The following is a 20,697-nucleotide window of genomic DNA, read 5'->3' on the forward strand; positions in this document are numbered from 1 at the left end:
TCCCGTCCACTCCCAGCGGTCCCAAAGTGGTCCCAAAGCGGTCCCAAGTCCGGAGCCCCGGCAGCGTCTGCGGATCGTGCGCTGTAGTGCTCGTAGATGTGAAGAAGCCCGCTGAGCCGGAGCGATGTGCTCCGCCAGCGGGCCCTTCTACGCCGCCGTACTCGCTCTCGCCGACCGGCTGGAGCTTGAGGTGGATGAGGTAAGGAGGCTCGGAAGCCTTCGTGGCGCCTCTGCTCGTCTACGCCATCTACTTGACCTGCGGCTGAGCCTCCGCATCTGAGGTGCCCGCCGAGTAGCGGCAGCGTCACCTACTCGGAATCTGCCACAACCAGGCCGGCGAGATCACCGCGTCCGACGACCTGCAGAACAACACCACGCACGACACGCAGTGCTTCAGCTATGACACGTTCCAGCGGCTGACCGCCGCCTGGACTGACACCGCCGGCATCACCGACCCGATGGCGGCGACGGTGGGAGCGGTCGGCGGCTGCAACACCTCCTTCGTCCAGACCACCGCGACCTCCCCGGTCAAGGCCCCCACGGTCGGCGGCCCCGCGCCGTACTGGCAGACCTACTCCTACGACCTGCTCGGCGACCGCACCGGCATGGTCAACCACGACACCACCGGCAACGCGCTCAACGACACCACGCAGACCACCACTTACGCCGGGGCCAACGGCACCACGCCCGCGTCGCTGCCGAACCAGGCAGGCGCCACCACCACCAGTAACCCCACGGTCGGCACCGCCACCCAGACGCCGTCCTACGCCGACCCCGCCGCCGTACCCGCGGGCACGAACGCCGGCGACACGGTCTCGCGGAAGGAAACCACCACCGGTCCGCTGGTCACCGGGTTCGCACTCACCGGCGGCGTCAAGTACTGCATCGACGACGCCAACGCCAACACCGCGCCCGGCGCCGTCATCCGCACCTACACCTGCAACAACTCCGCGGCCCAGCAGTGGGCGTTCGGCACCGACGGCACCGTGAAGGTGCTGGGCATGTGCCTGGACACCACCGGCAACGCCACGAAGGCCGGCACCGTCGTCACGCTCGACACGTGCAGCAGCGACGCCATCCAGAAGTGGAAGGTCACCACCTCGGGCACGATCGTCAGCGTCGCGAACACCGCGATGCGCGTGAGCGACCCGGGCGGATCGTCCACCCTGCGCACCGCGCTCACGCTGACGACCTGTGGCAGCGCCGGCCAGACCTGGACCACGATCGGCACCGGCACGAACGCGCTGCCGCCCGGCCAGACCCAGACCCTCACCTACGACGCCGAGGGCCGCACCGCGCTCGGCGCCCGCAACTACGACCCCACCACCGGCCGCTTCCTCACCCCCGACCCCGTCTTCGAAGCCGGCGACCCCAGCCAGATGGGCGGCTACACCTACGCCGCCGACAACCCCGCCAGCGGAAGCGACCCGACAGGGTTGATGTTTGCCGGTGGTGACGGCACGAGCGATGTCAGCATGAAGGAGCAGGCGCGGCAGTGGTGCTTCCCATACGCCTGTCCCACCGGACACATGGTCGTCCACCACGGCTGGCGCCACGTCGCCGATGTCCGACGCGGAACCGGCCGAACCGCGACAGCTGAACCCGTTGGAGGGCCTGTGGGCTCACTCAAATTCCGCCCAGTTGGACCAGTGCGTAGTGGCGGTCTCCGCGCAGACCTCAAGATTGACTGGTGCACGTTGAGCGAGGGAGTTGGCGATGGCCTGAAAGCAGGCAAGATCGCTCGGTTTCTCGCCGAGCATTGAGTCGGGCTGCCGCCAACTATTGAGTCGGAACACGGGTGTGAGGCCCCGCTGGCCAAGGTCCAAAAGCACCTGCTCAGGTGCACGGAAGAGCTCGGCGGCGTGGTGATGCGCGAGTACGCGGATGAAGGCGAGCTCGGGCTCGACTGCGACGCCCCTGATGCCTGTCTGGTCAATCTCCGCATCCGTGAATGAATACGCTCGCGGAGAACCGTTGATAGTCGCCGAAAAACCGCTCAACTCCGGCAGGAACCGCTCCTCTTCGTCGTCCGACCAGAACTCCGTCCCGGGCAAGGGTTCGATGACCTCTCGGGCTCCGAAATATCCGGGATTCTCCACATTGTTGCCGAAGAGAAGCGTGTCTTCGCTGAAGGATGAACTGGGACGTCCGTAACTGAGAACCCGAAAAACGAGCATCCACTCCGTGACGCTCGCAAATCCGTCCAGAGCAACCGTCGCATTTGGGTAGTTCTCGTTCGGAGGCCCGGGGAACAGTTCGTTGGCCGCCGCGTCGAGTTGGCGCAACACCTCATCGGTCCATCCTGGTCGCTCGGAGGTTGCCATCGACTAAATGCCCTTCAGTTTGTTGATTTTCTGGTCGAGATCGTTGATCGTTCCGAGGGCTTCATTCAGTCGCTTGTAGCGCCGTGCGATCTCGGAAGCCAGGGCGATTGCAAAGTCCTTTGATTGTGTATCGGTGCAGGTCAGTTGAGGCGGAGGAGGGCCAGGGCATCCTGTGGGGCCTCGGCCGCCCACTCGCTGATCGCCACGAAACTCCTCGCACCGGTCACCACGGCGGAGCAGGCGATCAGCAGCACTGCCACGAAGGGGTGACGCTTCCCGCGCCGGCACCGCGGATCGGCCAGTGCCTGCAACCGCTCGGTCAGCGGGCCGATCGCACGACGCTGACGAGTGGGCGACTTGACCAGACAGACGGTGGCGGACTGACGACACATCGAAGCTCCGTTGTAGGAAGGCGACTTGGGAAGGTCACCTCCACAACGGAGCTTCGTTGCGTCCGGTCGCGCACCCGACCAACATCGTCACACCGCCGTGAACTGCACACCTGACAGACCATCACGACTTTGCAATCGCCCTGGCCTTCCACACGGACTGACAAGTGGTGCTGCCCTCCTCGGAACGAGGCGTCGTGGCCGTCGTGCAGGCTGATCGCCGTCGTGCCCGTGCCCGTACCCGTATCGAGGATTCGGCGGTGTCGGCGTCCTTTTGAGGGGAACTCAGGACGGAGCTCGCGGGCGGTAGTCGTTCGCCTCGCGAGTCGGCTCAGCCGTCCTCGTGGCGGAACGCGGTCGCAAGCCGTTCCCGCGAGCGCCGGAGGTGGCTCCGCATCGCCCATTCCGCCCCCTCGGAGTCCTTCTCGGTGAGTGCCTCCAGAATCCGCGCATGCTCGCGGCAGGTGTCGGCGGCCAGGTCCTCGCGGAAGTGGAGTCGATAGAGGTGCGCGTGGGAGTGGAGCCGGTTGAGGGTGTCGCGCATCAGGCTGCTGCCGCAGGACTGGGCGATGCGATCGTGGAACTGTGCGTCGTGGGCCAGGAACTCCTGCCGAACGCCGCGGTCGGCCAGTTCGTGGGCGCCGCGCATCGCGGCGACGTCGTCGGCCAGGGCGGCGAGTTCGGCGTCGCGGATGCGTTCCGCGGCCCTGGACGCCGCGGCCGGTTCGACGAGCAGGCGCATCTCGAACAGCTCGCCGAACTCGACGGCACCGAGAAGAGGGGCGGCGGCGTAGCCCGCGAGGGAGCGCCGGATGAGCAGGCCGTCCGCCTCAAGTCGGGCCAGCGCCTCGCGGACCGGGGTCGGGGAGACGTTGAGCTCGAGGGCCAGAGTGTTGATGTTGACCTTGATGCCGGGCTCGATGTCGTGCTCGACGAGCCGTTGGCGCACCGTGTCATAGACCGAGTCGGTCAGCATCTGTCTCGGTGATGCCACGTCAGATGTCTCCTGTCCCTTGCGTGGAAGCCCTGGTCCGGTCCGTCCATCGTAGAGCGCGGGCTTCTGCGCGTCGCGGCGCCGGATCGTAGATCCTATGTGATCGGCGGTTTGAATCGACGTCGCGGGCCTTGACTGCGGCGCCACGGGTGCCGCAGAGTATTCATAAAATATATGATCTTCGACTCCAGGTCACACCGTAGAAGGCGGCCGTGCCAAGACGGCCGACGTCCCTGTCTGCCCGCACTTCCTGATGGAGCTGCACGTGTCGCTGACCGCCGCGATACCGAACGGCCGCTACGTCGAACACATCCCGCAGCTCCGCGCGATCACCATCGCCGAGATGGAAGTGCGCGACGGCCACGCGGTCGCCCCGGACGCCGCCGGGCTGGGGATCGCGTGGGACCGGGACGCGATCGACGACCGGACCGTCGCGTGAGCGCGCCGACCGTGGCCGGGTTCCGGCACCCGCGCCCGAGTCCGCGCCCGAGTCCGCATCCGAGCCCGCGCCCGAGCCCGCGCCCGAGTTCGCATCCGAGCCCGCGCCCGAGTTCGCATCCGAGTCCGCGCCCGAATCGGCGCCCACCCCGCGCCGCGCCGCCGGATCGCGGCCGAACATCCGAACCTGACCGCGGTGAACGCCGAGACGCGGGGGTGCCAGTCGCCGCCCGATTGCGGCGGGCCTGACCGACAGGTTCAAGCACAGGAACCGGATCTCCGACCTCGGCAGGACGGAACGGGCTGCCGAGGGCCGGGCACCGACAGCGCGGCGACGCACTTTCGCGCTCTCGGGCAATGGAAACGGGAAACGGGAAATGCTGTCGCGCCCCAGGGGGCGACGGCGCCGCACCTCCGTACGGACACCACTCCTATGGAAGGGATTCACCCGGCATGAGCCCAAGACGAAAACTGAGAGCGCGTCTGGCCGCGGTCGTCACGGCCGTGTGCCTGACGGCAGTCGGCTTGACCGCGTTCGGCACCGGCACCGCTTCGGCCTCGACCACCTCGCACGGCTCCGGCGGTTTCCTGATCGGCGCCGGCTATCTGCGTGTCGGAATGGACTCGACCGGGCAGGTCACCAGTCTGGTCGACTCCCGTAGCGGCCGGAACTACGTCGCGTCAGGTCATGGCACCGCCCCCCTGGTCAGCCTGGTGATCGACGGGGCGCAGGTGATGCCCACCTCGCTGACGCTCGGCGCGAACAACACGCTGGTGTTCACCAATTCCGCGGCCGGCTACGAGGTCGATGTCGCGGTGCGGGACCAGGCCACCTATACGACGTTCGCCGTCACCAAGGAGACCGCGCCGTCGACTTCCGATGTCCAGGCGCTGCTGTGGGGCCCGCTGGCCACCAGCATCACCCAGACCGTCGGTGAGACGGTCGGCGTCGTGCACAACGCCGACTTCGCTGTCGGAATGAAGGTGCTGACCGACCGCACCGAGGGCGGCTGGCCCCGCGAGGAGCAGGGCACCTCGGTGGGCTGGCAGAACCAGGTCGCGTCCGACCCCACCAGAGACTCGGTGGGACCGGAAGAGGAGTGGAGCGTCGGCGGGGTCACATCGTGGGGGTCGTTGCTGCGCGCCTTCACCTACGACTACACCGTGCAGCGCGACCGGATGACGGACGTCAACGGCGGCACCCGCTACGCGGTCCCCGTCGGGCCACTGCCGGGCGACGAGGGCAGCGTGGTCGGCTCGAAGGTCGCACTGTTCGGCACGGCACCGAACATGGCGCCGACCGTGCTCTCCAACATCGCCACCGGTCAGAAGCTGCCCTATCCGACCTTTGGCGGGCAATGGGACAAGTCGGCGCAGGCGGGCTCCCAGTCCGACATGGTCCTGGACGACCTGGCTACGGGCAACGTCGTCCAGGCCGCCGGGTACGCCAAGGACGCCGGCCTCTCGACGATGGAGGCGATCGGCAACAACGGGCCCTGGGTGTCGAACGGGCACTTCGACTTCAACTCGAGTTTCGGCGGCAGTGACAGCAATGCGGCCGCGCTCGTCGAACAGGCGCGGCGCAACGGCGTGGGAGTGGGCGTACATCAGCTCTCGGACTTCATCGGCACCAATGACTCCTACGTCACGCCGACACCGAGCCCCGACCTCGCCCTGGGCCGGAGCACGACCCTGACCCGGCCGCTCGCCTCGACCGACACGACCGCCTACCTCGCCAGCTGCGCGCCACTGGCCGCCGGCATCATCGGCAGCCAACTCCTCGTCGGCAGCGAATACATCAGCTATGGCGCGTACAGCCAGAACGGCAGCGAATGCCAGGTCACCGGTCTGAGCCGTGCGCAGTGGAGCTCGCATGCCGCTTCCTACCCGACCGGCACCGCCATCTCCCGCGTCATCGAGAACGAGTACAACGGAGCCCAGGGCGGCTTGAGCATCATCAAGGCCGTCGCGACGCGACTGGCCACCGTTTTCAACACCACCGGCATCAACGAGACGGCGTTCGATGGACTTGAGTCGGCCTCGCAGTCCGGCTGGGGTTCCTACGGGATCTCCTCGCTCGCCAACGGAACCTACCGGCAGATGGACCAGCACGACGGATTCATCTCCGAGACCAGCCGGATGACCTCGAACATCTGGGACGTCATCACCCGCGCCAGCTGGGGCGAGAGCAGCCAGAGCCTGGCGCAGGTGTTGACGAACAACGACTACTACCGGGCCAACTACATGCCAGGGGCGCTCGGCTGGAAGTACCCCTCCAGCTCCACCGTTCAGCAGTTGCAGAACCTCCTGGCGATCGGTGCGGGTCTGAACGCGGGAACGGATTTCCGCGGTACGGTCTCCGCGCTCGCCGCTGATCCGAGCACCCCGACAAAGCTCAATGACATCAAGCAGTGGGAGACCGCGCGCAACCTCGGGGCCTTCACCCCCGCCGAGCGCGTGCGGCTTCAGGACCCGTCGCTCAACTGGACGTTGACCAACGTCACCCCCGGTCTGAAGTGGACCCTTCAGCAGGTCGACGCGAACGGCGATTCCCTCGGCGGCGCGCTGACGGTGATGGCTCCGACCCCGGCGTTCACCACCACCTCCCTTCCGGCCATGACGACCAGGAGCCTCTACGAGGCGCAGGTGGTCACCAACAACCCTGAGACCATTCACTACGCGGTGACTTCCGGCGCGCTTCCGGCGGGTCTGACGCTCGACGCCGACACCGGCGGCATCACCGGCATCCCGACCTCTGCCACCGCCGCCACCTTCACCGTCACCGGCACGGGCGGCAGCGGTACCGCCGATGCCGTCGCCTCCTTCACCATCGCCGCACGCCATGCCGCTGCCACCGGCTCGCTCAACCTCGCGCCGGCCTACAACAACGTCGGCGTCACGTCGCAGCGGAACACCACGCCGGGCAACTTCGACGGAGCCGGCAACAGCTACTCCGCCGAGCAACTCGCCGCAGCCGGGATCACCCCGGGCGCGACCGTCACCGCCCCGGGCGCCACCTTCGTGTGGCCCAGTGCCGCGGCGGGCAGGAACGACAATGTCGCGGGCGCCGCTGTGATCCGGGCATCCGGGCATGCCGGGACCAAGATCGCCTTCCTCGGCGCCGAGGCCGGCAACGTCACCGGCACCGTCACGGTCACCTATACCGACGGCACCACCTCGACCGGCACCCTCGGATTCCCGAACTGGGTCGGAGCCAGTCCGACGGAGTTCGGATCGACACTCGTGGCAGGAACCGCCGGCCGCAACCTGCAAACGGGCTACGGCGACACCGGCCGAACGTTCCAACTCTTCTACAACGACATCCCGATCAACCCCGGCAAGACCCTCTCCACCGTCACCCTGCCGAGCAACTCCGCCATACATGTCTTCGCCGCGACCGTCGCCAACCCCGCAGCCGGGCGGCTGAACCTGAAATCGGCATTCAACAATGTGGGCGTCACCTCGCAGAGCAACACCACGCCGGGCGACTTCGACGGAGTCGGCAACAGCTACTCCGCGGAGCAACTCGCCGCGGCAGGAGTCAAACCCGGTTCGACGGTGGCCGACGGCGCGGTGAAATTCACCTGGCCCGATGTCGCCGCCGGAACCGACGACAACGTCTCGGGCGGCGCCCCCGTGATCCAAGGCGAAGGCATGGGTGGAGGTTCTCTCGTGTTCCTCGGCGCCGAGGCCGGCAATGATCTGGTACCCGTAGCGGTCACCTACACCGACGGCACCTCGACGCTCGGCACGATCCAGTTCCCCAACTGGACCTCTCCGCCGCTCACCGAGTACAGCGCGGCGACGTCGATCTCCACGACAGGCCGGAATATGCAATCGGGATACAGCGCCGCCGGCACCTTCGTCGTGTACTCCTACGCCATGCCGATCGACCCGACCAGGACGATCGCCTCGATCGTCCTGCCCAGCACCGACCAGGCACACATCTTCGCCGTCTCCACCGGTTCCTGACCCGGCCGGATACGGTGCCGACCGGCCATGGGCACGGGCATAGCCGCGCCTATGCGCCTCATGGCCCGGCATGAAGGGAAACCAATGTCGGGTTCGGGTCTGCGCACCGCAGGCCCGAACCCGGCACCGCCGCGGTCACCGCGGAGCAGCAACCCGGGACCCTCGCCACATTCTCTCTCCACGTTCCAGCCGTACACGGCCAAGTGGCCCTTGACGGCGTGCTGTTCCCGTTCTCATCCGTCCTTCAGAATCGACAGGAGAACCTGATGAAGCCATTCGCGACGTCCGCGCGGACACCCCTGGTCCTCCTCGCGGCAGCCGGGCTGCTCGCGGGGTGCACGGCCGGAAGCAGCACGGGTGGCAGCGGCGCGAAGGCGGGTGGGCGCGTGACGCTCACCTTCCTGACCTTCGAGACCCCGAACCTGACGGCGGCGACCTGGGACACCGCCATCGCCAGGGCTACGGCGCAGGTTCCGGGGGTGAAGATCAAGAAGCTGGTCGCGCCAACAGCCGACCGGACCGCGTACGCCAAGCAGCTCGCGGCGTCCGGCCAGCTCCCCGACATCATGATCGCCGTGACGCCCGGTGACTTCGTGAAGGCCGGCGACCTGGCCCCCTTCGACCAGTCCCAACTGACCGCCTTCACCGACCCGACCGCGAACCAGATCAACGGCAAGACCTACCAACTGCCTTGGGGCTCGCAGGCGATCCCCTTGGTCTACTACAACAAGGACGACTTCGCGAAGGCCGGCATCACCGGCACGCCGAGAACCTGGGCCGACTTCCTGGCCGACTGCGCCAAGCTGAAGGCGGCCGGTATGAAGCCGATCGAGATCGGCGGCGGCGGCAGCGACACGTCCACCAACTCCTACCCGCTGATAGCGACCGTCGGCACCGACGTGTACAAGAACGACCCGACGTTCCTGGCCGACGTGAAGTCCGGAAAGACCAGCTTCACCAACCCTGCGTTCCTCGCCGCCGTGAAGAAGGTGGCCGACCTGGCGAAGGCCGGCTACCTCGACAAGGCCGGCCTGAGCCGCAGCTACGCCAACACCGAGCAGGCGTTCCGCGACGGGAAGGCCGCCATGTACCCGATGGGCTCATGGTTCCCCGCGTCGGCCGATGCCAAGGCTCCCGGCTTCAACCTGGGCGTGTTCCGCTGGCCGAGCAACGACGGCACCCCCGTCGTCCCGGTCTTCACCGGCGGCGGCATCAGCGTCAGCTCCAAGGCACCCGATGTCGCCCTGGCCAAGAAGTGGGCGCTCGCCTTCACCACGAACACCGCCAACCTCGACAACGAGGCGAAGGCGGACGGCGTGTTCATGGCGATCAAGGGCTACAAGGCGCCCGCCACGCTCGGACGGAACTACCAGATGAGCAACACCCTCTACGAGCAGGCAGTGGCCGCGAAGGAGACGGTAGCGGCCTTCACCCAGGAGGCCGGCGGCGACGCCCTGCCCTCGGGGATGCTGCCGGACCTGTACTCCGGCATCACCGACCTCATCAACGGGACGAAGAACCCTGAGCAGTTCGGGAAGTTCCTGAACCAGTCGTTCGCGAAGAACAGCAGCTGATCCCGACACCCGGACCTGGGCGACGCCGGACCGTCAGGCGCCGCTCTGGCCGGTCGGAGGCAGTCAGCACATCAAGCGGCTCGTGAAGGAGCTCTCCGATGTATCCACACAGAACAAGCGCGACGGCCGGAACGCGCAGGGCGCAACGGCTACGCGGGATGTCGTTCTGGCTCGCCTTCGCGGGCCCGGGCGTACTGCTCTATTTCGCGCTCGTGGCACTCCCCGCCGCCATGAGCATGGCGCAGAGCCTGACGAACAAGAACCCGTTCAATCCGCCGACGAAGTGGGTGGGGCTGCACAACTACCGGACGATGCTGAGCGACCCGTCCTTCCACCACGCGTTGCTCAACACCCTGGTCCTCGCCGTCATCGTCGTCGTCGTGCCGAACGTCGTAGGATTGGCGATCGCGTTGCTGCTCGACCGCGGCGGCTGGCTCTACCGGGTCCTGCGCAGCGTGTTCTTCACGCCCGTGATCCTGAGCTCGGTCGTCGTGAGCGTCGTCTGGCAGGCGATCCTGTCCGACGGCGGAATCCTGGACTCGCTGCTGAACCACCTCGGGGTCGAGCATCCCCCCGGGTGGCTGTCCGACCCGCATTTCGCGCTGTACAGCGTCGCGACGATCGAGTGCTGGCAGGTGCTGGGCTTCTGCGTCGTCGTGTACCTCGCCGGGCTGCAGACCATCCCCAAGGAACTCTACGAGGCGAGCTCCATCGACGGTGCCGGGCCGGTACGCCGATTCCGCGCCATCACCTGGCCGATGCTCGCGCCGGCGACCACCGTCACCACGGTCATGCTGCTGATCACGGCGTTCAAGACCTACGATCAGGTCCAGGTGATCACCAACGGGGGACCGGGAACCGATACCACGTCGACTCTGGCGTTCAACGTGGTGACGACCGCCTTCTCGGCCAACCGGGTCGGATACTCCTCCGCGATGGCCGTGGTGATGCTGATTCTCGTCGCCGCCCTGTCCGTCGTGACCCTGCGGGTCCTGCTGCGCCGGGAGCAGATGATATGAACATGGCGGATCATCGGGACGCGAATCCTGTCACGGTGCTCGACCCCCCCGGGCCCACGAGCCATGAACGTCCGGCCTGGACCCCGCGATCGGCACTGCGCGCGGAGACACTCGTGAGCTGGCTGCGGCCGATCGGGGCGATCCTGCTCGCCACCATCTTCGCGCTGCCGCTGTACATCGTGGTAGCCAACGTCTTCAAACCCGGCGGCGACATCGGCTCCTCGCCATGGTCGTTGCCCACCCATCCGACCCTGGCGAACCTCAGCGCGGTGCTCGATCGCCCGGACCGGCTGTTCTGGAACGGACTGTTCAACAGCGTCGAGATCACCGTCATCTCGATGGTCGCGGTCACGGTGCTCTCGGCGATGCTGGGCTACGCCATCGCCCGATCCACCGGCATCGGAGCCAAGGTCCTGCTGGGCTTTCTGGTGTGCGGGCTGATGATCCCCTCTGTGGTGATCCTCATCCCCATCACTCAGATCCTGCGCTCCCTCGGACTGATGAACACCGTCCCCGGCCTGGTGCTGGTCAACATGGGCTACTACATCCCGTTCGGGGTGTTCATGTTCGCGGGCTTCGTCCGCACCGTCCCGATCGAACTGGAGCAAGCGGCGGCGATCGACGGCGCGGGCCGGTTCCGGATCTTCTGGCAGGTCGTGTTCCCCCTGCTGCGGCCCGCTTCGGCCAGCGTCCTGATCTTCCTGGGCGTGTGGATCTGGAGTGACTTCCTCAATCCGCTGATCATCCTCGGCCCCACGGCGGGTACGACCGTCACCGTCGGGGTCTACCGGGCCATCGGCGAGCATTCCAGCAACCTCGGTTCGCTGTTCGGCTTCATGTTCCTCGCCTCGCTACCCGTGCTCGTCCTCTTCCTCGCCTTCCAGCGGCACTTCGTCAAGGGCCTGACCGGAGGCGCGACCAAATGACCCCGATACCGAGCGGCCCACGACTCAAGGACAACGCCCGGGACCGAGCACCGGTACGTCCCACCGGCCCGGAACGGAATGACCAGCAGAGGGACACCAACTGGGCGTTGAGGACCGCCACCGGCACATACGCCGTCAGCCTGGCCCTGGACGGGACGGCGCTGGTCCTGGACTACTTCGGTCCGACGGCAGACCCGGTGCCCCGGTGGGAGCAGCCGACGACGCTCCCGGTCATGGCGACCGCCGCCGAGTACGCGCCGGTCGAATACGCCGCCCTCGGCACCCGCAATGTCCACGGCAGCGAACTGATCGTGCAGGACGCCACCGGCCGACGAGGCTCACGGTTCTCCTACGCCGACCACCACATCGACGTCACCAGCCGGCAAACGCACCTGTCGGTCCGCTTCGCCGACGACCGCGGTCTGGAACTGACCCAGCACGTGCTGACCCGCGCGAGCTCCGAAGTGGTCGAGCGCTGGGTCGCTTTGCGCGACATCCGCGAAGACGGGGACCCGATACAGCTGATCCGGGCCTTCTCCGGCGCGCTGTGCGTCCAGTGCCCGCACGGGTCCAGGCTCGAGTACCTCGCCGGGTCCTGGATGCGCGAAACACGGCCTCGCACCGTGGACCTCCAGTTGGGCACCCTGCGCATCGGCAGCCGACAGGGCATCACCGGGCACCTGTTCGCCCCGACGATCGCGGTGTCGCCGCTGGGCCCGGACGGGCAGCCCGACTCCGCGGCCGGGACGTTCGGCGTCGCGCTCGCGTGGAGCGGGTCCTGGGCCCTGGCCGCCGAGGCACACCCCAACGGGCTGCTGCGGGTCTCAGCAGGTCTCGACGACGAGAGCACCACGCTGATCATGACACCGGGGCGCGAGGTGCGGACCCCGCGCCTCCTGCTGGCACACGCGCCTGACGGGCCGCAGGCCCTGGCCCGAACCTGGCACCGGCACCAACGCCGGTTCATCTCCCGCTCGGTCACCGCCGAGCACCGCCCGGTCGTGTACAACTCCTGGGAAGCCACCGAGTTCAACGTACGACAGGAAGAGCAACTGGAACTCGCCGACCTCGCGGCCGAGATCGGTGCGGAGGTGTTCGTCATCGACGACGGCTGGTTCGCCGGCCGAACCGACGGTGACTCCGGGCTCGGCGACTGGACCCCCGACCCGGCCGCGTTCCCGAACGGGCTCGCCGCGTTCGCCGATCAGATCATCGCCCGCGGGATGCGGTTCGGACTGTGGATCGAGCCGGAAGCCGTGAACCCCGACAGCGACCTGTTCCGCGAGCATCCCGACTGGGTGTACCACGACGACGGCGTACCCCAGAGGTTCAACCGAGACGAACTCGTCCTGGACCTCGGCCGACCCGAAGTCTTCGACTGGGTGCAGGACACTTTGCGCGGCCTGCTCACCGACCAGCCCGTCACCTTCCTCAAGTGGGACATGAACCGGCCGATCAGCGCCCAAGGACGGCCCGGGGACCCGCTGGCAGCGGAATGGTCGTTCGCGCACACGCATGCCTACTACCGGCTGCTGGAGATGATCCGCCGGGAGTTCCCCCACGTGACGGTCGAAGGGTGCTCCGGCGGGGGCGGCCGACTGGACAACGCGGTCCTCGGACTCGTCGACGTCGTCTGGACCAGCGACGCCACCGGACCAAGAGACCGGCTGCTGATCCAGGACGGGTTCCTGCGCGCCTACTCGCCACACGCCATGTCGGCCTGGGTCACCGACGCGCCCGGCGCGCTCGATCGGGCGGCGGTCTCCTTCGAGTTCAGATTCGTCGTCGCCATGGCCGGCGTACTCGGCGTCGGCTCCGACCTCACCCGTTGGTCCCCGGGGCAACGGTCGACCGCGCGACGGATGATCGATCTCTACCGCGAGATCCGCCCGGTGCTCCATGACGGCGACGTCTATCGGCACTCCACCCCGCTGCACCGCGGCTACGCCCTCGAATACGCCGGTGGCGACCGACACGGCGGACGGATCGTCGTCCTCGCCTACGACAGCACGCGCGAGAGAACCGGTCCGCATCCCATCGGCGATCTCAGCATCAGCCCTCCGGTCCGGCTCCGGCTCGACGCCCCCGACCCCGCCGCCGTCTACCGGCTGCGCGCCGATGGCACCCTGCACAGCGGCGCCGCGCTGCGCAGCGCCGGCATCGCCGTCCCGTGGGCGCTGGCCTGCGACGCCGACGTGCTCATTCTCGACCCCGTCACCTGAGAGCGCGGGGCCGTGATCAGAAACGCTTATCAGAAACGCCTACAGGAAGGAATCGGCATGACGGGTAGGGATCGGGTTGGGCAACGTTGATGAACGTGCCGCCCGGGCGGCGCATTGGGGAGAACGACGATGGTGAAGTATTCCGGCCGCGGACTGCACGGGCAGACCGTGGAGACGGTCGGGCGGCGCATCCTCAGCGGTGAGATCGCCGAGGGCGAGACGATCGACGTGACGGCCCTGGAAGCAGAACTCGACGTCAGCCTGACCGTCGTCCGCGAAGCTCTGCGGGTGCTGGGGGCCAAAGGACTGGTCGACGCGCGGCAGAAGCGCGGCACCTTCGTACGTCCGCGCGAGTTCTGGCATCTGCTGGACGCGGACATCATCCGCTGGCGGTTCGCCGGCCGGGCCGACCCGGCGCTCCTGGAGGACCTCGCCGAGGTCCGCGCCATCGTCGAGCCCTCCGCCGCCAGACTGGCCGCGCAGCGGCACACCCCTGACGATCTCGCCACCCTGCGAGCGGCACTCGATGACATGACGTTCGCCAAGGATCCGGTCGAGGCGGTCGACGCGGACCTGCGGTTCCACAAGGCCCTGCTCACCGCCACCCACAACGAACTGCTCGAGCGCATGAAAGTCGTCATGGCGACCGGCCTGGCCGAGCGGGACCGACTGGTACACGGCGTCCAGCACGGCGACGACCACCTGTCGTCGCACGCTGCCGTCCTCGACGCCGTCGCCGCCGACGCCCCGGACGCTGCCGAGGCCGCCATGCGGAACCTGCTCGATCAGGCCCGCGAGGACCTCGCCCGCGTCACCACGGAGACGGAGAGCGCGGCCAAGCGAAGATCACCCGGGTAGACCTTCCGCATTCCGCCCCGCCGGCTGTTCTGCCGGATCGAGACCGACGAGGGCGTGGTCGGCCGGGGCGAGCCCGTGATCGAAGGACGCGCCGAAGTCGTCCGGGCTGCGGTCGATGTCCAGTCCGAATACCTGACACCAGGCACCTGTCACCTGTCACCTCTCACCTGATACCTGATATCTGATCGGCGGCCAGGACCGTCAGACATCGAAGCCCACCGGCAGGTCCTCAGCAAAGGCGTCGTCTACCGCGGGCTGCTCGTCCTCGCTCGGCCCGGCTGACCCGCAACGGTCTCCGTCACGGCAACCACACGCCGATGGAGGAGTTGGGCACGCCCGAGGCCCCTCATGGACGAGCGGATGGGGCACGAGGACGGGTCGGTCAGTGCCCGCTACGCCCATGTCACCGACTCGATGCGGGCGACGCTCATGGAGCGGCTGACCGAGGTCTGGCACGAGTTGCTGGATGCCCGACTGCTGTTGCACCTGCGCTCCCCGGTACCGGTGAGGCAAGAAGAATAGTCAAGACCTGTGGATCAAGTCAGTCGCGGTGTCGCTGACGTAGTCGGCGACTGGCATCAGCGCGGACGCGTCGGGTTCTTCCGGCTTCGGCGAGCAGGGTGAGGGCGGCGGGTGAGGGCAGGGTCTCGACGGCCTTGCGCTGGAACCAGTCGGATCCGGTGGTGACTTCCTCCGAGCCCCACGGCTCGCCCACGGTGATCGACCTCAGCAGGGTCCATTCCCGCACACGGCGGGTGAGGAACTCCCGCTCCGCGCTGATCTCGGCCATCGCGCGGGCCCAGGCGGTGAACCTCTCGTCGGTCAGCAACTGCGCCGCATGACGGTCGAGGTGGCGGACGATGGCCGACTGCGCCATCGTCGTGTCCGGGTCGCGCAGGATTCTGGTCACCAGATCGGCTTCGTCTTCGTCACGGACGACGGCCAGCTCGTGCAGGTAGCGGGCGAATCGCTGGCGCTCGTTCTCGGTGCAACGGTCATCGGCGCTGTTGATGCCATTCACGCGGCGGCCTCCTCGGGGCGCTCGACCAGGTGGCCGCGTTCAAAGCGGGTGCCGGCCCGCACCAGCCCGGCCCATGCCTCGGACAACTCACGGTATCCGTCGGTCATCGCGATCAGTTCCTTCGTGCTGTCGGCCCGCACGCCCATCAGTACCAGGACCGCTGCCTTCGCCTCCTCCAGGCGGATGCGCAGATGGACGCCGTCGGCCCGGACATACACGTAGTCGGTGGAGGCGGCGATGCGGCCGCGGTCCAGGTGTTCGGCAAGGGTGAAAGACGTGTATTGCCCAGGTTCGAGGAGTCGTGGCCACAGTGCCATCTCCAGTGCGGTCAGGACGAGTTCGGTGTGTTCGGTGGTGGCTGCGGACCGGCCCACGATACGGCGGGAGAAGGTGTCCACGACGAACGCGACGTAGACGGTGCCGGCCCAGGCCGCGACGTGGGTGAAGTCCGCGGCCCAGGTGCGGTTCGCGGCGTCGCCGCCGAAGCGAGAATCGAGCCTCCACCGAACCCGGAACGGTTCATGGCTGTGTAGGTTCCGCGAGTCTGTGGGCAATGCCTCCTGGAGGAACACGGGATTTCAGACGGAGTGAGCACTGAGTGTGCGCGGTGATCTTGGACAATGGGGCGCGTCTGGGCATCTGATTTAGTCACTGCTGGTAGTCGATTGCGAGTAATTGTGAAGAGTTGTGGATCCGCCGATCTGCAGTGGCGTTCAGTCCGCGGCCGACGGTCAGTAGAGGAATGGTGGTTCGGGTAGTGCCGCGCCGTCCTGTACGGCCAGATCAGCGCCCTGGGAACGTCCCATCAGCCAGGCCAGAAGTGAACTTTCTGGGCCGTGGATCACTGGTGCCGGCCGCGCGGTGCTGATGTCGTACCAGGTGTCGGTGTCGGTGGCGTGCAACCGCATGGCGGGGGCATCGGCGCGTGCGCTGAACGACGCGACCACCCGGCCCAGCATCGCGTGGACGAAGTCGGCCGGCCACTGCGCAGGCGTGTACCCGGCGTCCAGATCGACGTGGTGGACCAGCACCTCGCACAGCCGGGAATCGGCGGCACGTGCCGCAGGACGCTCCTGACCCCGCGTCCAGCGAACCGTCCGATTCCACGCCGCCGTCGTCATCCACCGGTACTCCGCCGTGAACTGGGCGGCACTGTCGCGCAGGTCAGCCACGAGTGCGTCGGCGCCGCGACCCGCTCCCGTCTCGATCTGCTCCTCCCGGGCCGCCACGCTCGGATACTCCGGCATCTCCACCCCCGTCCGGGCCCAGATCAGCAGATGGCGGCCGCCGTCGGCGTTGCGGGCCAGATGGGTCAGGACATGCCCGCGTGACCAGTTCGGCAGCAGCGACGGCGCGCGCACGTCGGCGTCGGTGAACCGGGCTGCCGTCCGAAGGAGATGCTCGGTCGCAGCATCGATCTGCTCGAGGACGGCCGCGGGGTCGAAGCCCGCGTCGGCATCGGTCGTCACGCTGTCACCGCCTCGGGCCGCTCGACCGATAGACCGCGTTCGAACCGGGCACCGGCGCGAACCACGTCTTCGTGCTCAAGGTGGAGGTGCGCGCCGACACCGGTCAGCACCGGAGCGCTGTCGGTCCGGGCAATGCGGATGGCTCTCGTCTGGTCGTGCCGGTCGGGACGCGGGTCGGCCTGGTGCCGCTCGATGACCGCGGCGGTGCCGGGGTCCATGGTCGGCCAGCGGATCTGCTGGGCATCGGTCCAGCGCAGCATGATTCCTTCGGTGAACGTCAATGTGCTCGGGTCCCCGTTCCAGGTGCCCAGGTAGACCTGGATCGGGCCGTCGGCGTCGTGGCTGTCGATGACGGTGAACGGCCGCAGATCGGCGATGTCGAGGTCGGCCTCTTCGCGCAGTTCACGGTTCACGCAGTCGTGCAGTGTACGTGCCCGTCCGGCCCTCGCTGTGACGCGGGTGACCCGGATCATGCGCGTGAATCCTGCTTCTCGCCGTCCGGATCGGCGGTGACCTGGTAGGAGAGCAACTGCTGGAAAATGCCGGGCTGTTGGGCAAGCTCCGGGTAGGTTCCCTGCTGCACGATGCTGCCCTCGTCAAGGACGACGATCCGGTCGGCCACGGCCACGTTGGTGATGCGGTGGGTGACCAGCAGCACGACCCTGTCCCGGGCCAGGTCCCGCAGCCGCTGAAAGATCCTGAACTCGGCTCGCGGATCAAGATTTGCTGTCGGCTCGTCCAGGACCAGCAGACCCGCCTCACGGAAGAACCCGCGTGCGAGGGCGATGCGTTGCCACTGGCCGCCGCTCAGCTCCTCCCCGGAAAGCCACTCGCGGGCCAGGAGGGTATCCAGCCCTGAACCAAGCCGGTCGACGACCTCGTCGGCGTCGGCAGCCGAGCACGCTTCATGGACCGCCGTGTCACCTCGCGCGCCGGGTTGTCCCAGGGTCACGTTCTCGCGCACCGTCAGCGGCCAGCGCGCGTATTCCTGTGGTACCAGGGCGACTTGCTCCCACAGAGCCTCTGGGTCCGCGTCGCCGGTGGGGACACCGTCCCACAGCACCTGGCCGTCGGTCGGAAGGTACAGGCCGCTGATCAACTTCGACAGCGTCGACTTTCCGGAGCCGTTGAAGCCGACCAGGGCCGTCACCTCGCCCCGGCGCAAGGTGAGGGACACACCTGTCAGCGCGTCCCGGTCCTTGCCTCCGTAGCGATGGGACACCGTTTTGACCTCGATCGTCTTCGGCGGCTCGGGACGGTGCTTGCCCCGGCGCATGCGGTACCCGCCGGCCTTGTCCAGGAAGCCCGACCAGTCCGAGACGTAGAGGCCGGTGCGGATCAGACGGGCTCCGACGGCCACCAGACCGCGTACCGACTGCCCGACCGTCTGCAGCGCGAAGATCGCCGTCCCTGCGTGTCCGACGCTGATGCGGCCGCCTGCCAGCAACCACACGACGGCCACCCACACCACCGCGGACCCCAGACCGCCGCACAGCGAGCCGAGCAGGGACATCCAGGCGCCCTGGTCCGCCGCGAGCCGGTCCTCCCGGTTGATGCGGGCAACCGTCTGCCGGTACCGGCCCGACAGGAAGGGGGCCATGGTGCCGGCCCGGATCTGGTCGGCAGCGTCCTTGTTGTAGATGTGCCAGCGCAGCACCGACAGCATGCGGTTGTCACCGTTGCTGCGCAGATTCGCCAGGTAGCGCACCCGGGCGGCGCTGACCTGGGCCAGTGCCTGGGGCAGGCTGGCCGCCACCAGGAGCGGGAGAAGAATCCAGTGGACTCCTGCGAGTACGACGGCCCCGGCGACGAAGCTGGTGCCGGAGGCGATCAGGTCCTGGCCCTCGTTGATGAGGTCTCCGCTGACCTGTGCTCCGCGGTCGGCCGCTTCCCGGTCGCGGTTGAAAGCAGGGTCGTCGTAGGCGCACAACTCCACGTCCGTGCACCCGTTGAGCAGCATCTGCTCGGCCTCACGCGACATCAACGGGCTCAGCCGGGACGACAGCCAGTTGACGGCGGTCCCCAGCAGAGCGCGCACGCCGGCCGCACCCGCCAGCAGGGCCACCGACGGCCACGCCTGAAGGAGGCGGTGGTAGACCTCTCCACTGGCCAGCAGCGCGGTCAGGGTGCCGCCGATCGCCACCAGACCGACGGCCTGCATCACACCGGTGACCGCCTGGCACACCACGAGTCCGGCGGTCGCTCGCCGGTCCACCCGCCAGGCCAGCGCCATGGAGTGGCGCACCAACTGCGGCAGCCGCCGGGCCATGTCGCGCATCCGAATGGAGCGGCCCGCGGCTTCCCGGCTTCCGGTCAGGTCGACGTACCGCATCTGCTGGTTACCGTCGGGCTTCGCCGATCCGTCGGACTGAGGCGACGATGTCGGCGGGGCGGTGCGCGGCCCGGGGACGCTGTCGGCTTGAGCATCGGTGGACTCGCTCACACCGCCCACCCCGTATCCGGTCGTGCCGCGCTGCGCATGCCGTCAACGCGGTGCACAGCAAGGGCGCAGCGCCGTTCGATTCGAGCGGACGGATGTGTGGAAGCGGGAGTGGGATGCATGGACTCCTCCGTCTGGGCGTCGGTGTGGCACTGGTGCTCTAAAAACGCGTGAGATCAGGTCCCGTCACGGCTCACGACCGGGGTATTCGTTGAACGCGAGTTCCATAGCGAGCGTTGGATGCATGGGCGCATGGGCGCATGGGCGCAAGGGCGGCGGCGTTTCTGGCGACGTCGAACGTCTGCGTGCAGGAGCAGACCCGGATGCCGGTCCGGGGCCCGGGCGGAGCCGGCGGCGACCGGGTCCGCGCCGCGTTGTTCGACATCGGCTTCACCTGCGCCGCGGGCCGGCTGACCCCGTCCGGGCGGCCCGGTCTCGGCGTCGAGATCGACCTCGACGCCGCCCGCGCGGCTCCCGAACCCCGCCCCGTCGAACGGTCCCCTCTGCACCGTCCCGACGGCACCTACACGAACTGGTGAGTATGCGCATGACTTCTCGGATCCCGCCCGGCGTCACGACCGACCCCGAGCACGGCGGCCGTTGGACCTCCCTGACCGGCGGCGGCCGCGAATGGCTGTGGTCGCGCGCCGAGCCCCGCCGCGCCACGGCCCGTCCCGGCGCCTGGTTCGCCGACGCCGGCGGGGTGGAGGAGTGCGTTCCCACCGTCAGCGGGCTGCCGGACCACGGCTCGGAGACGGCAAGACCGCCGCGTAGGGCCGTTCTCCGGACGGGTTGATGTCACCCGTTGATGTCAAAGGCCGGTCTGGAAACTCCAGACCGGCCTTTGACCTGTGTCGGGACGACAGGATTTGAACCTGCGACCCCCTGACCCCCAGTCAGGTGCGCTACCAAGCTGCGCCACGTCCCGGTGCTTGATCTTCCGGGGCGGGCCCCGGGGTGATCGTGCAAGGACAGAATAGCGCACTTGGGGAGATGGTCGCTCGCACCGTGGGGGCGGGGCGGGGGCGGTTGAGTAGGTGTACACATGTGG

Annotated in this window: 16 protein-coding genes, 1 tRNA gene and 4 pseudogenes; 12 read left to right on the forward strand and 9 right to left on the reverse strand. The window is 68.0% G+C overall.

Features of this window, described 5'->3' with window-relative positions:
- Positions 1-605 precede the first annotated feature (605 nt).
- Positions 606-1,427: pseudogene (locus tag AC13HU_RS02830) on the forward strand (ricin-type beta-trefoil lectin domain protein); the annotation flags it as partial.
- Positions 1,428-1,622: 195 nt separating this feature from the next.
- Here the strand turns inward: AC13HU_RS02830 and AC13HU_RS02835 are convergent.
- The 3 genes from AC13HU_RS02835 to AC13HU_RS02845 all read right to left on the reverse strand — a co-directional run bounded on the left by AC13HU_RS02835 (position 1,623) and on the right by AC13HU_RS02845 (position 3,707).
- The gene (locus AC13HU_RS02835; RefSeq protein WP_483040099.1) at positions 1,623-2,324 is read right to left on the reverse strand and encodes a DUF7003 family protein; all 702 of its coding nucleotides are present in this window, start codon (positions 2,322-2,324) and stop codon (positions 1,623-1,625) included.
- Between the two features lie 140 nt (positions 2,325-2,464).
- Complete coding sequence (locus AC13HU_RS02840; protein WP_483040100.1) at positions 2,465-2,716, reverse strand: transposase family protein; 252 nt, start codon at positions 2,714-2,716, stop codon at positions 2,465-2,467.
- A gap of 328 nt (positions 2,717-3,044) precedes the next feature.
- Positions 3,045-3,707, reverse strand: a complete 663-nt coding sequence (locus AC13HU_RS02845; RefSeq protein ID WP_483040101.1) for a GntR family transcriptional regulator — start codon at positions 3,705-3,707, stop codon at positions 3,045-3,047.
- 214 nt (positions 3,708-3,921) lie between these two features.
- Here AC13HU_RS02845 and AC13HU_RS02850 point away from each other — a divergent pair.
- The 9 genes and pseudogenes from AC13HU_RS02850 to AC13HU_RS02890 form a co-directional block, all read left to right on the forward strand.
- Positions 3,922-4,146 (forward strand): annotated as a pseudogene (locus AC13HU_RS02850) (enolase C-terminal domain-like protein); the annotation flags it as partial.
- A 452-nt stretch (positions 4,147-4,598) separates the two neighbouring features.
- Positions 4,599-8,117, forward strand: a complete 3,519-nt coding sequence (locus AC13HU_RS02855; RefSeq protein WP_483040102.1) for a putative Ig domain-containing protein — start codon at positions 4,599-4,601, stop codon at positions 8,115-8,117.
- 266 nt (positions 8,118-8,383) lie between these two features.
- Positions 8,384-9,691 (forward strand): ABC transporter substrate-binding protein, encoded by a 1,308-nt coding sequence (locus AC13HU_RS02860; RefSeq protein WP_483040103.1) that lies wholly within the window; start codon positions 8,384-8,386, stop codon positions 9,689-9,691.
- 98 nt (positions 9,692-9,789) lie between these two features.
- The gene (locus tag AC13HU_RS02865; protein WP_483040104.1) at positions 9,790-10,710 is read left to right on the forward strand and encodes a carbohydrate ABC transporter permease; all 921 of its coding nucleotides are present in this window, start codon (positions 9,790-9,792) and stop codon (positions 10,708-10,710) included.
- 113 nt (positions 10,711-10,823) lie between these two features.
- Entirely contained in the window at positions 10,824-11,636 is an 813-nt protein-coding gene (locus tag AC13HU_RS02870; protein ID WP_483040105.1) for a carbohydrate ABC transporter permease, read from the forward strand.
- A gap of 107 nt (positions 11,637-11,743) precedes the next feature.
- On the forward strand, positions 11,744-13,858 hold the full coding sequence (locus tag AC13HU_RS02875) for an alpha-galactosidase (RefSeq protein ID WP_483040106.1): 2,115 nt from the start codon (positions 11,744-11,746) through the stop codon (positions 13,856-13,858).
- 129 nt (positions 13,859-13,987) lie between these two features.
- The gene (locus AC13HU_RS02880; RefSeq protein WP_483040107.1) at positions 13,988-14,716 is read left to right on the forward strand and encodes a FadR/GntR family transcriptional regulator; all 729 of its coding nucleotides are present in this window, start codon (positions 13,988-13,990) and stop codon (positions 14,714-14,716) included.
- Positions 14,717-14,851 (forward strand): annotated as a pseudogene (locus AC13HU_RS02885) (galactonate dehydratase); the annotation flags it as partial. It abuts the gene before it with no gap.
- 225 nt (positions 14,852-15,076) lie between these two features.
- Positions 15,077-15,238 carry a hypothetical protein gene (locus tag AC13HU_RS02890; protein WP_483040108.1) on the forward strand — a complete coding sequence of 54 codons (162 nt, stop codon included), beginning with the start codon at positions 15,077-15,079 and terminating at the stop codon, positions 15,236-15,238.
- Positions 15,239-15,257: 19 nt separating this feature from the next.
- Here the strand turns inward: AC13HU_RS02890 and AC13HU_RS02895 are convergent, their stop codons facing one another.
- From AC13HU_RS02895 to AC13HU_RS02915, 5 genes and pseudogenes are all read right to left on the reverse strand, one after another.
- Positions 15,258-15,737 (reverse strand): hypothetical protein, encoded by a 480-nt coding sequence (locus AC13HU_RS02895; RefSeq protein ID WP_483040109.1) that lies wholly within the window; start codon positions 15,735-15,737, stop codon positions 15,258-15,260.
- A gap of 56 nt (positions 15,738-15,793) precedes the next feature.
- Positions 15,794-16,309, reverse strand: a pseudogene (locus AC13HU_RS02900) (DDE-type integrase/transposase/recombinase); the annotation flags it as partial.
- 159 nt (positions 16,310-16,468) lie between these two features.
- The gene (locus tag AC13HU_RS02905) at positions 16,469-17,206 is read right to left on the reverse strand and encodes a maleylpyruvate isomerase family mycothiol-dependent enzyme (RefSeq protein ID WP_483040110.1); all 738 of its coding nucleotides are present in this window, start codon (positions 17,204-17,206) and stop codon (positions 16,469-16,471) included.
- The gene (locus AC13HU_RS02910; RefSeq protein ID WP_483040111.1) at positions 17,203-17,619 is read right to left on the reverse strand and encodes an NUDIX hydrolase; all 417 of its coding nucleotides are present in this window, start codon (positions 17,617-17,619) and stop codon (positions 17,203-17,205) included. The genes AC13HU_RS02905 and AC13HU_RS02910 overlap by 4 nt, the downstream gene beginning before the upstream one ends.
- A gap of 56 nt (positions 17,620-17,675) precedes the next feature.
- Positions 17,676-19,538 (reverse strand): ABC transporter ATP-binding protein, encoded by a 1,863-nt coding sequence (locus tag AC13HU_RS02915; protein WP_483040114.1) that lies wholly within the window; start codon positions 19,536-19,538, stop codon positions 17,676-17,678.
- 368 nt (positions 19,539-19,906) lie between these two features.
- Between AC13HU_RS02915 and AC13HU_RS02920 the strand changes: the two genes are divergently transcribed.
- Both AC13HU_RS02920 and AC13HU_RS02925 read left to right on the forward strand, forming a co-directional pair.
- Positions 19,907-20,185 carry a hypothetical protein gene (locus AC13HU_RS02920; protein WP_483040112.1) on the forward strand — a complete coding sequence of 93 codons (279 nt, stop codon included), beginning with the start codon at positions 19,907-19,909 and terminating at the stop codon, positions 20,183-20,185.
- A gap of 8 nt (positions 20,186-20,193) precedes the next feature.
- Entirely contained in the window at positions 20,194-20,442 is a 249-nt protein-coding gene (locus AC13HU_RS02925; protein WP_483040113.1) for a hypothetical protein, read from the forward strand.
- Positions 20,443-20,500: 58 nt separating this feature from the next.
- On the opposite strand, the gene AC13HU_RS02930 is transcribed toward AC13HU_RS02925, so the two are convergent.
- Positions 20,501-20,574: transfer RNA gene (locus tag AC13HU_RS02930), tRNA-Pro, on the reverse strand.
- Positions 20,575-20,697 lie beyond the last annotated feature (123 nt).

The organism is Streptomyces sp. NH27 (assembly GCF_056859195.1).

Coding starts and splice junctions, on each gene's coding strand:
- AC13HU_RS02835 (WP_483040099.1), bottom strand. CDS start 2,324: ATGGCAACCTCCGAGCGACCAGGATGGACCGATGAGGTGTTGCGCCAA.
- AC13HU_RS02840 (WP_483040100.1), bottom strand. CDS start 2,716: ATGTGTCGTCAGTCCGCCACCGTCTGTCTGGTCAAGTCGCCCACTCGT.
- AC13HU_RS02855 (WP_483040102.1), top strand. CDS start 4,599: ATGAGCCCAAGACGAAAACTGAGAGCGCGTCTGGCCGCGGTCGTCACG.
- AC13HU_RS02860 (WP_483040103.1), top strand. CDS start 8,384: ATGAAGCCATTCGCGACGTCCGCGCGGACACCCCTGGTCCTCCTCGCG.
- AC13HU_RS02865 (WP_483040104.1), top strand. CDS start 9,790: ATGTATCCACACAGAACAAGCGCGACGGCCGGAACGCGCAGGGCGCAA.
- AC13HU_RS02880 (WP_483040107.1), top strand. CDS start 13,988: ATGGTGAAGTATTCCGGCCGCGGACTGCACGGGCAGACCGTGGAGACG.
- AC13HU_RS02890 (WP_483040108.1), top strand. CDS start 15,077: ATGGGGCACGAGGACGGGTCGGTCAGTGCCCGCTACGCCCATGTCACC.
- AC13HU_RS02915 (WP_483040114.1), bottom strand. CDS start 19,538: ATGCGGTACGTCGACCTGACCGGAAGCCGGGAAGCCGCGGGCCGCTCC.
- AC13HU_RS02920 (WP_483040112.1), top strand. CDS start 19,907: ATGGGCGCAAGGGCGGCGGCGTTTCTGGCGACGTCGAACGTCTGCGTG.
- AC13HU_RS02925 (WP_483040113.1), top strand. CDS start 20,194: ATGACTTCTCGGATCCCGCCCGGCGTCACGACCGACCCCGAGCACGGC.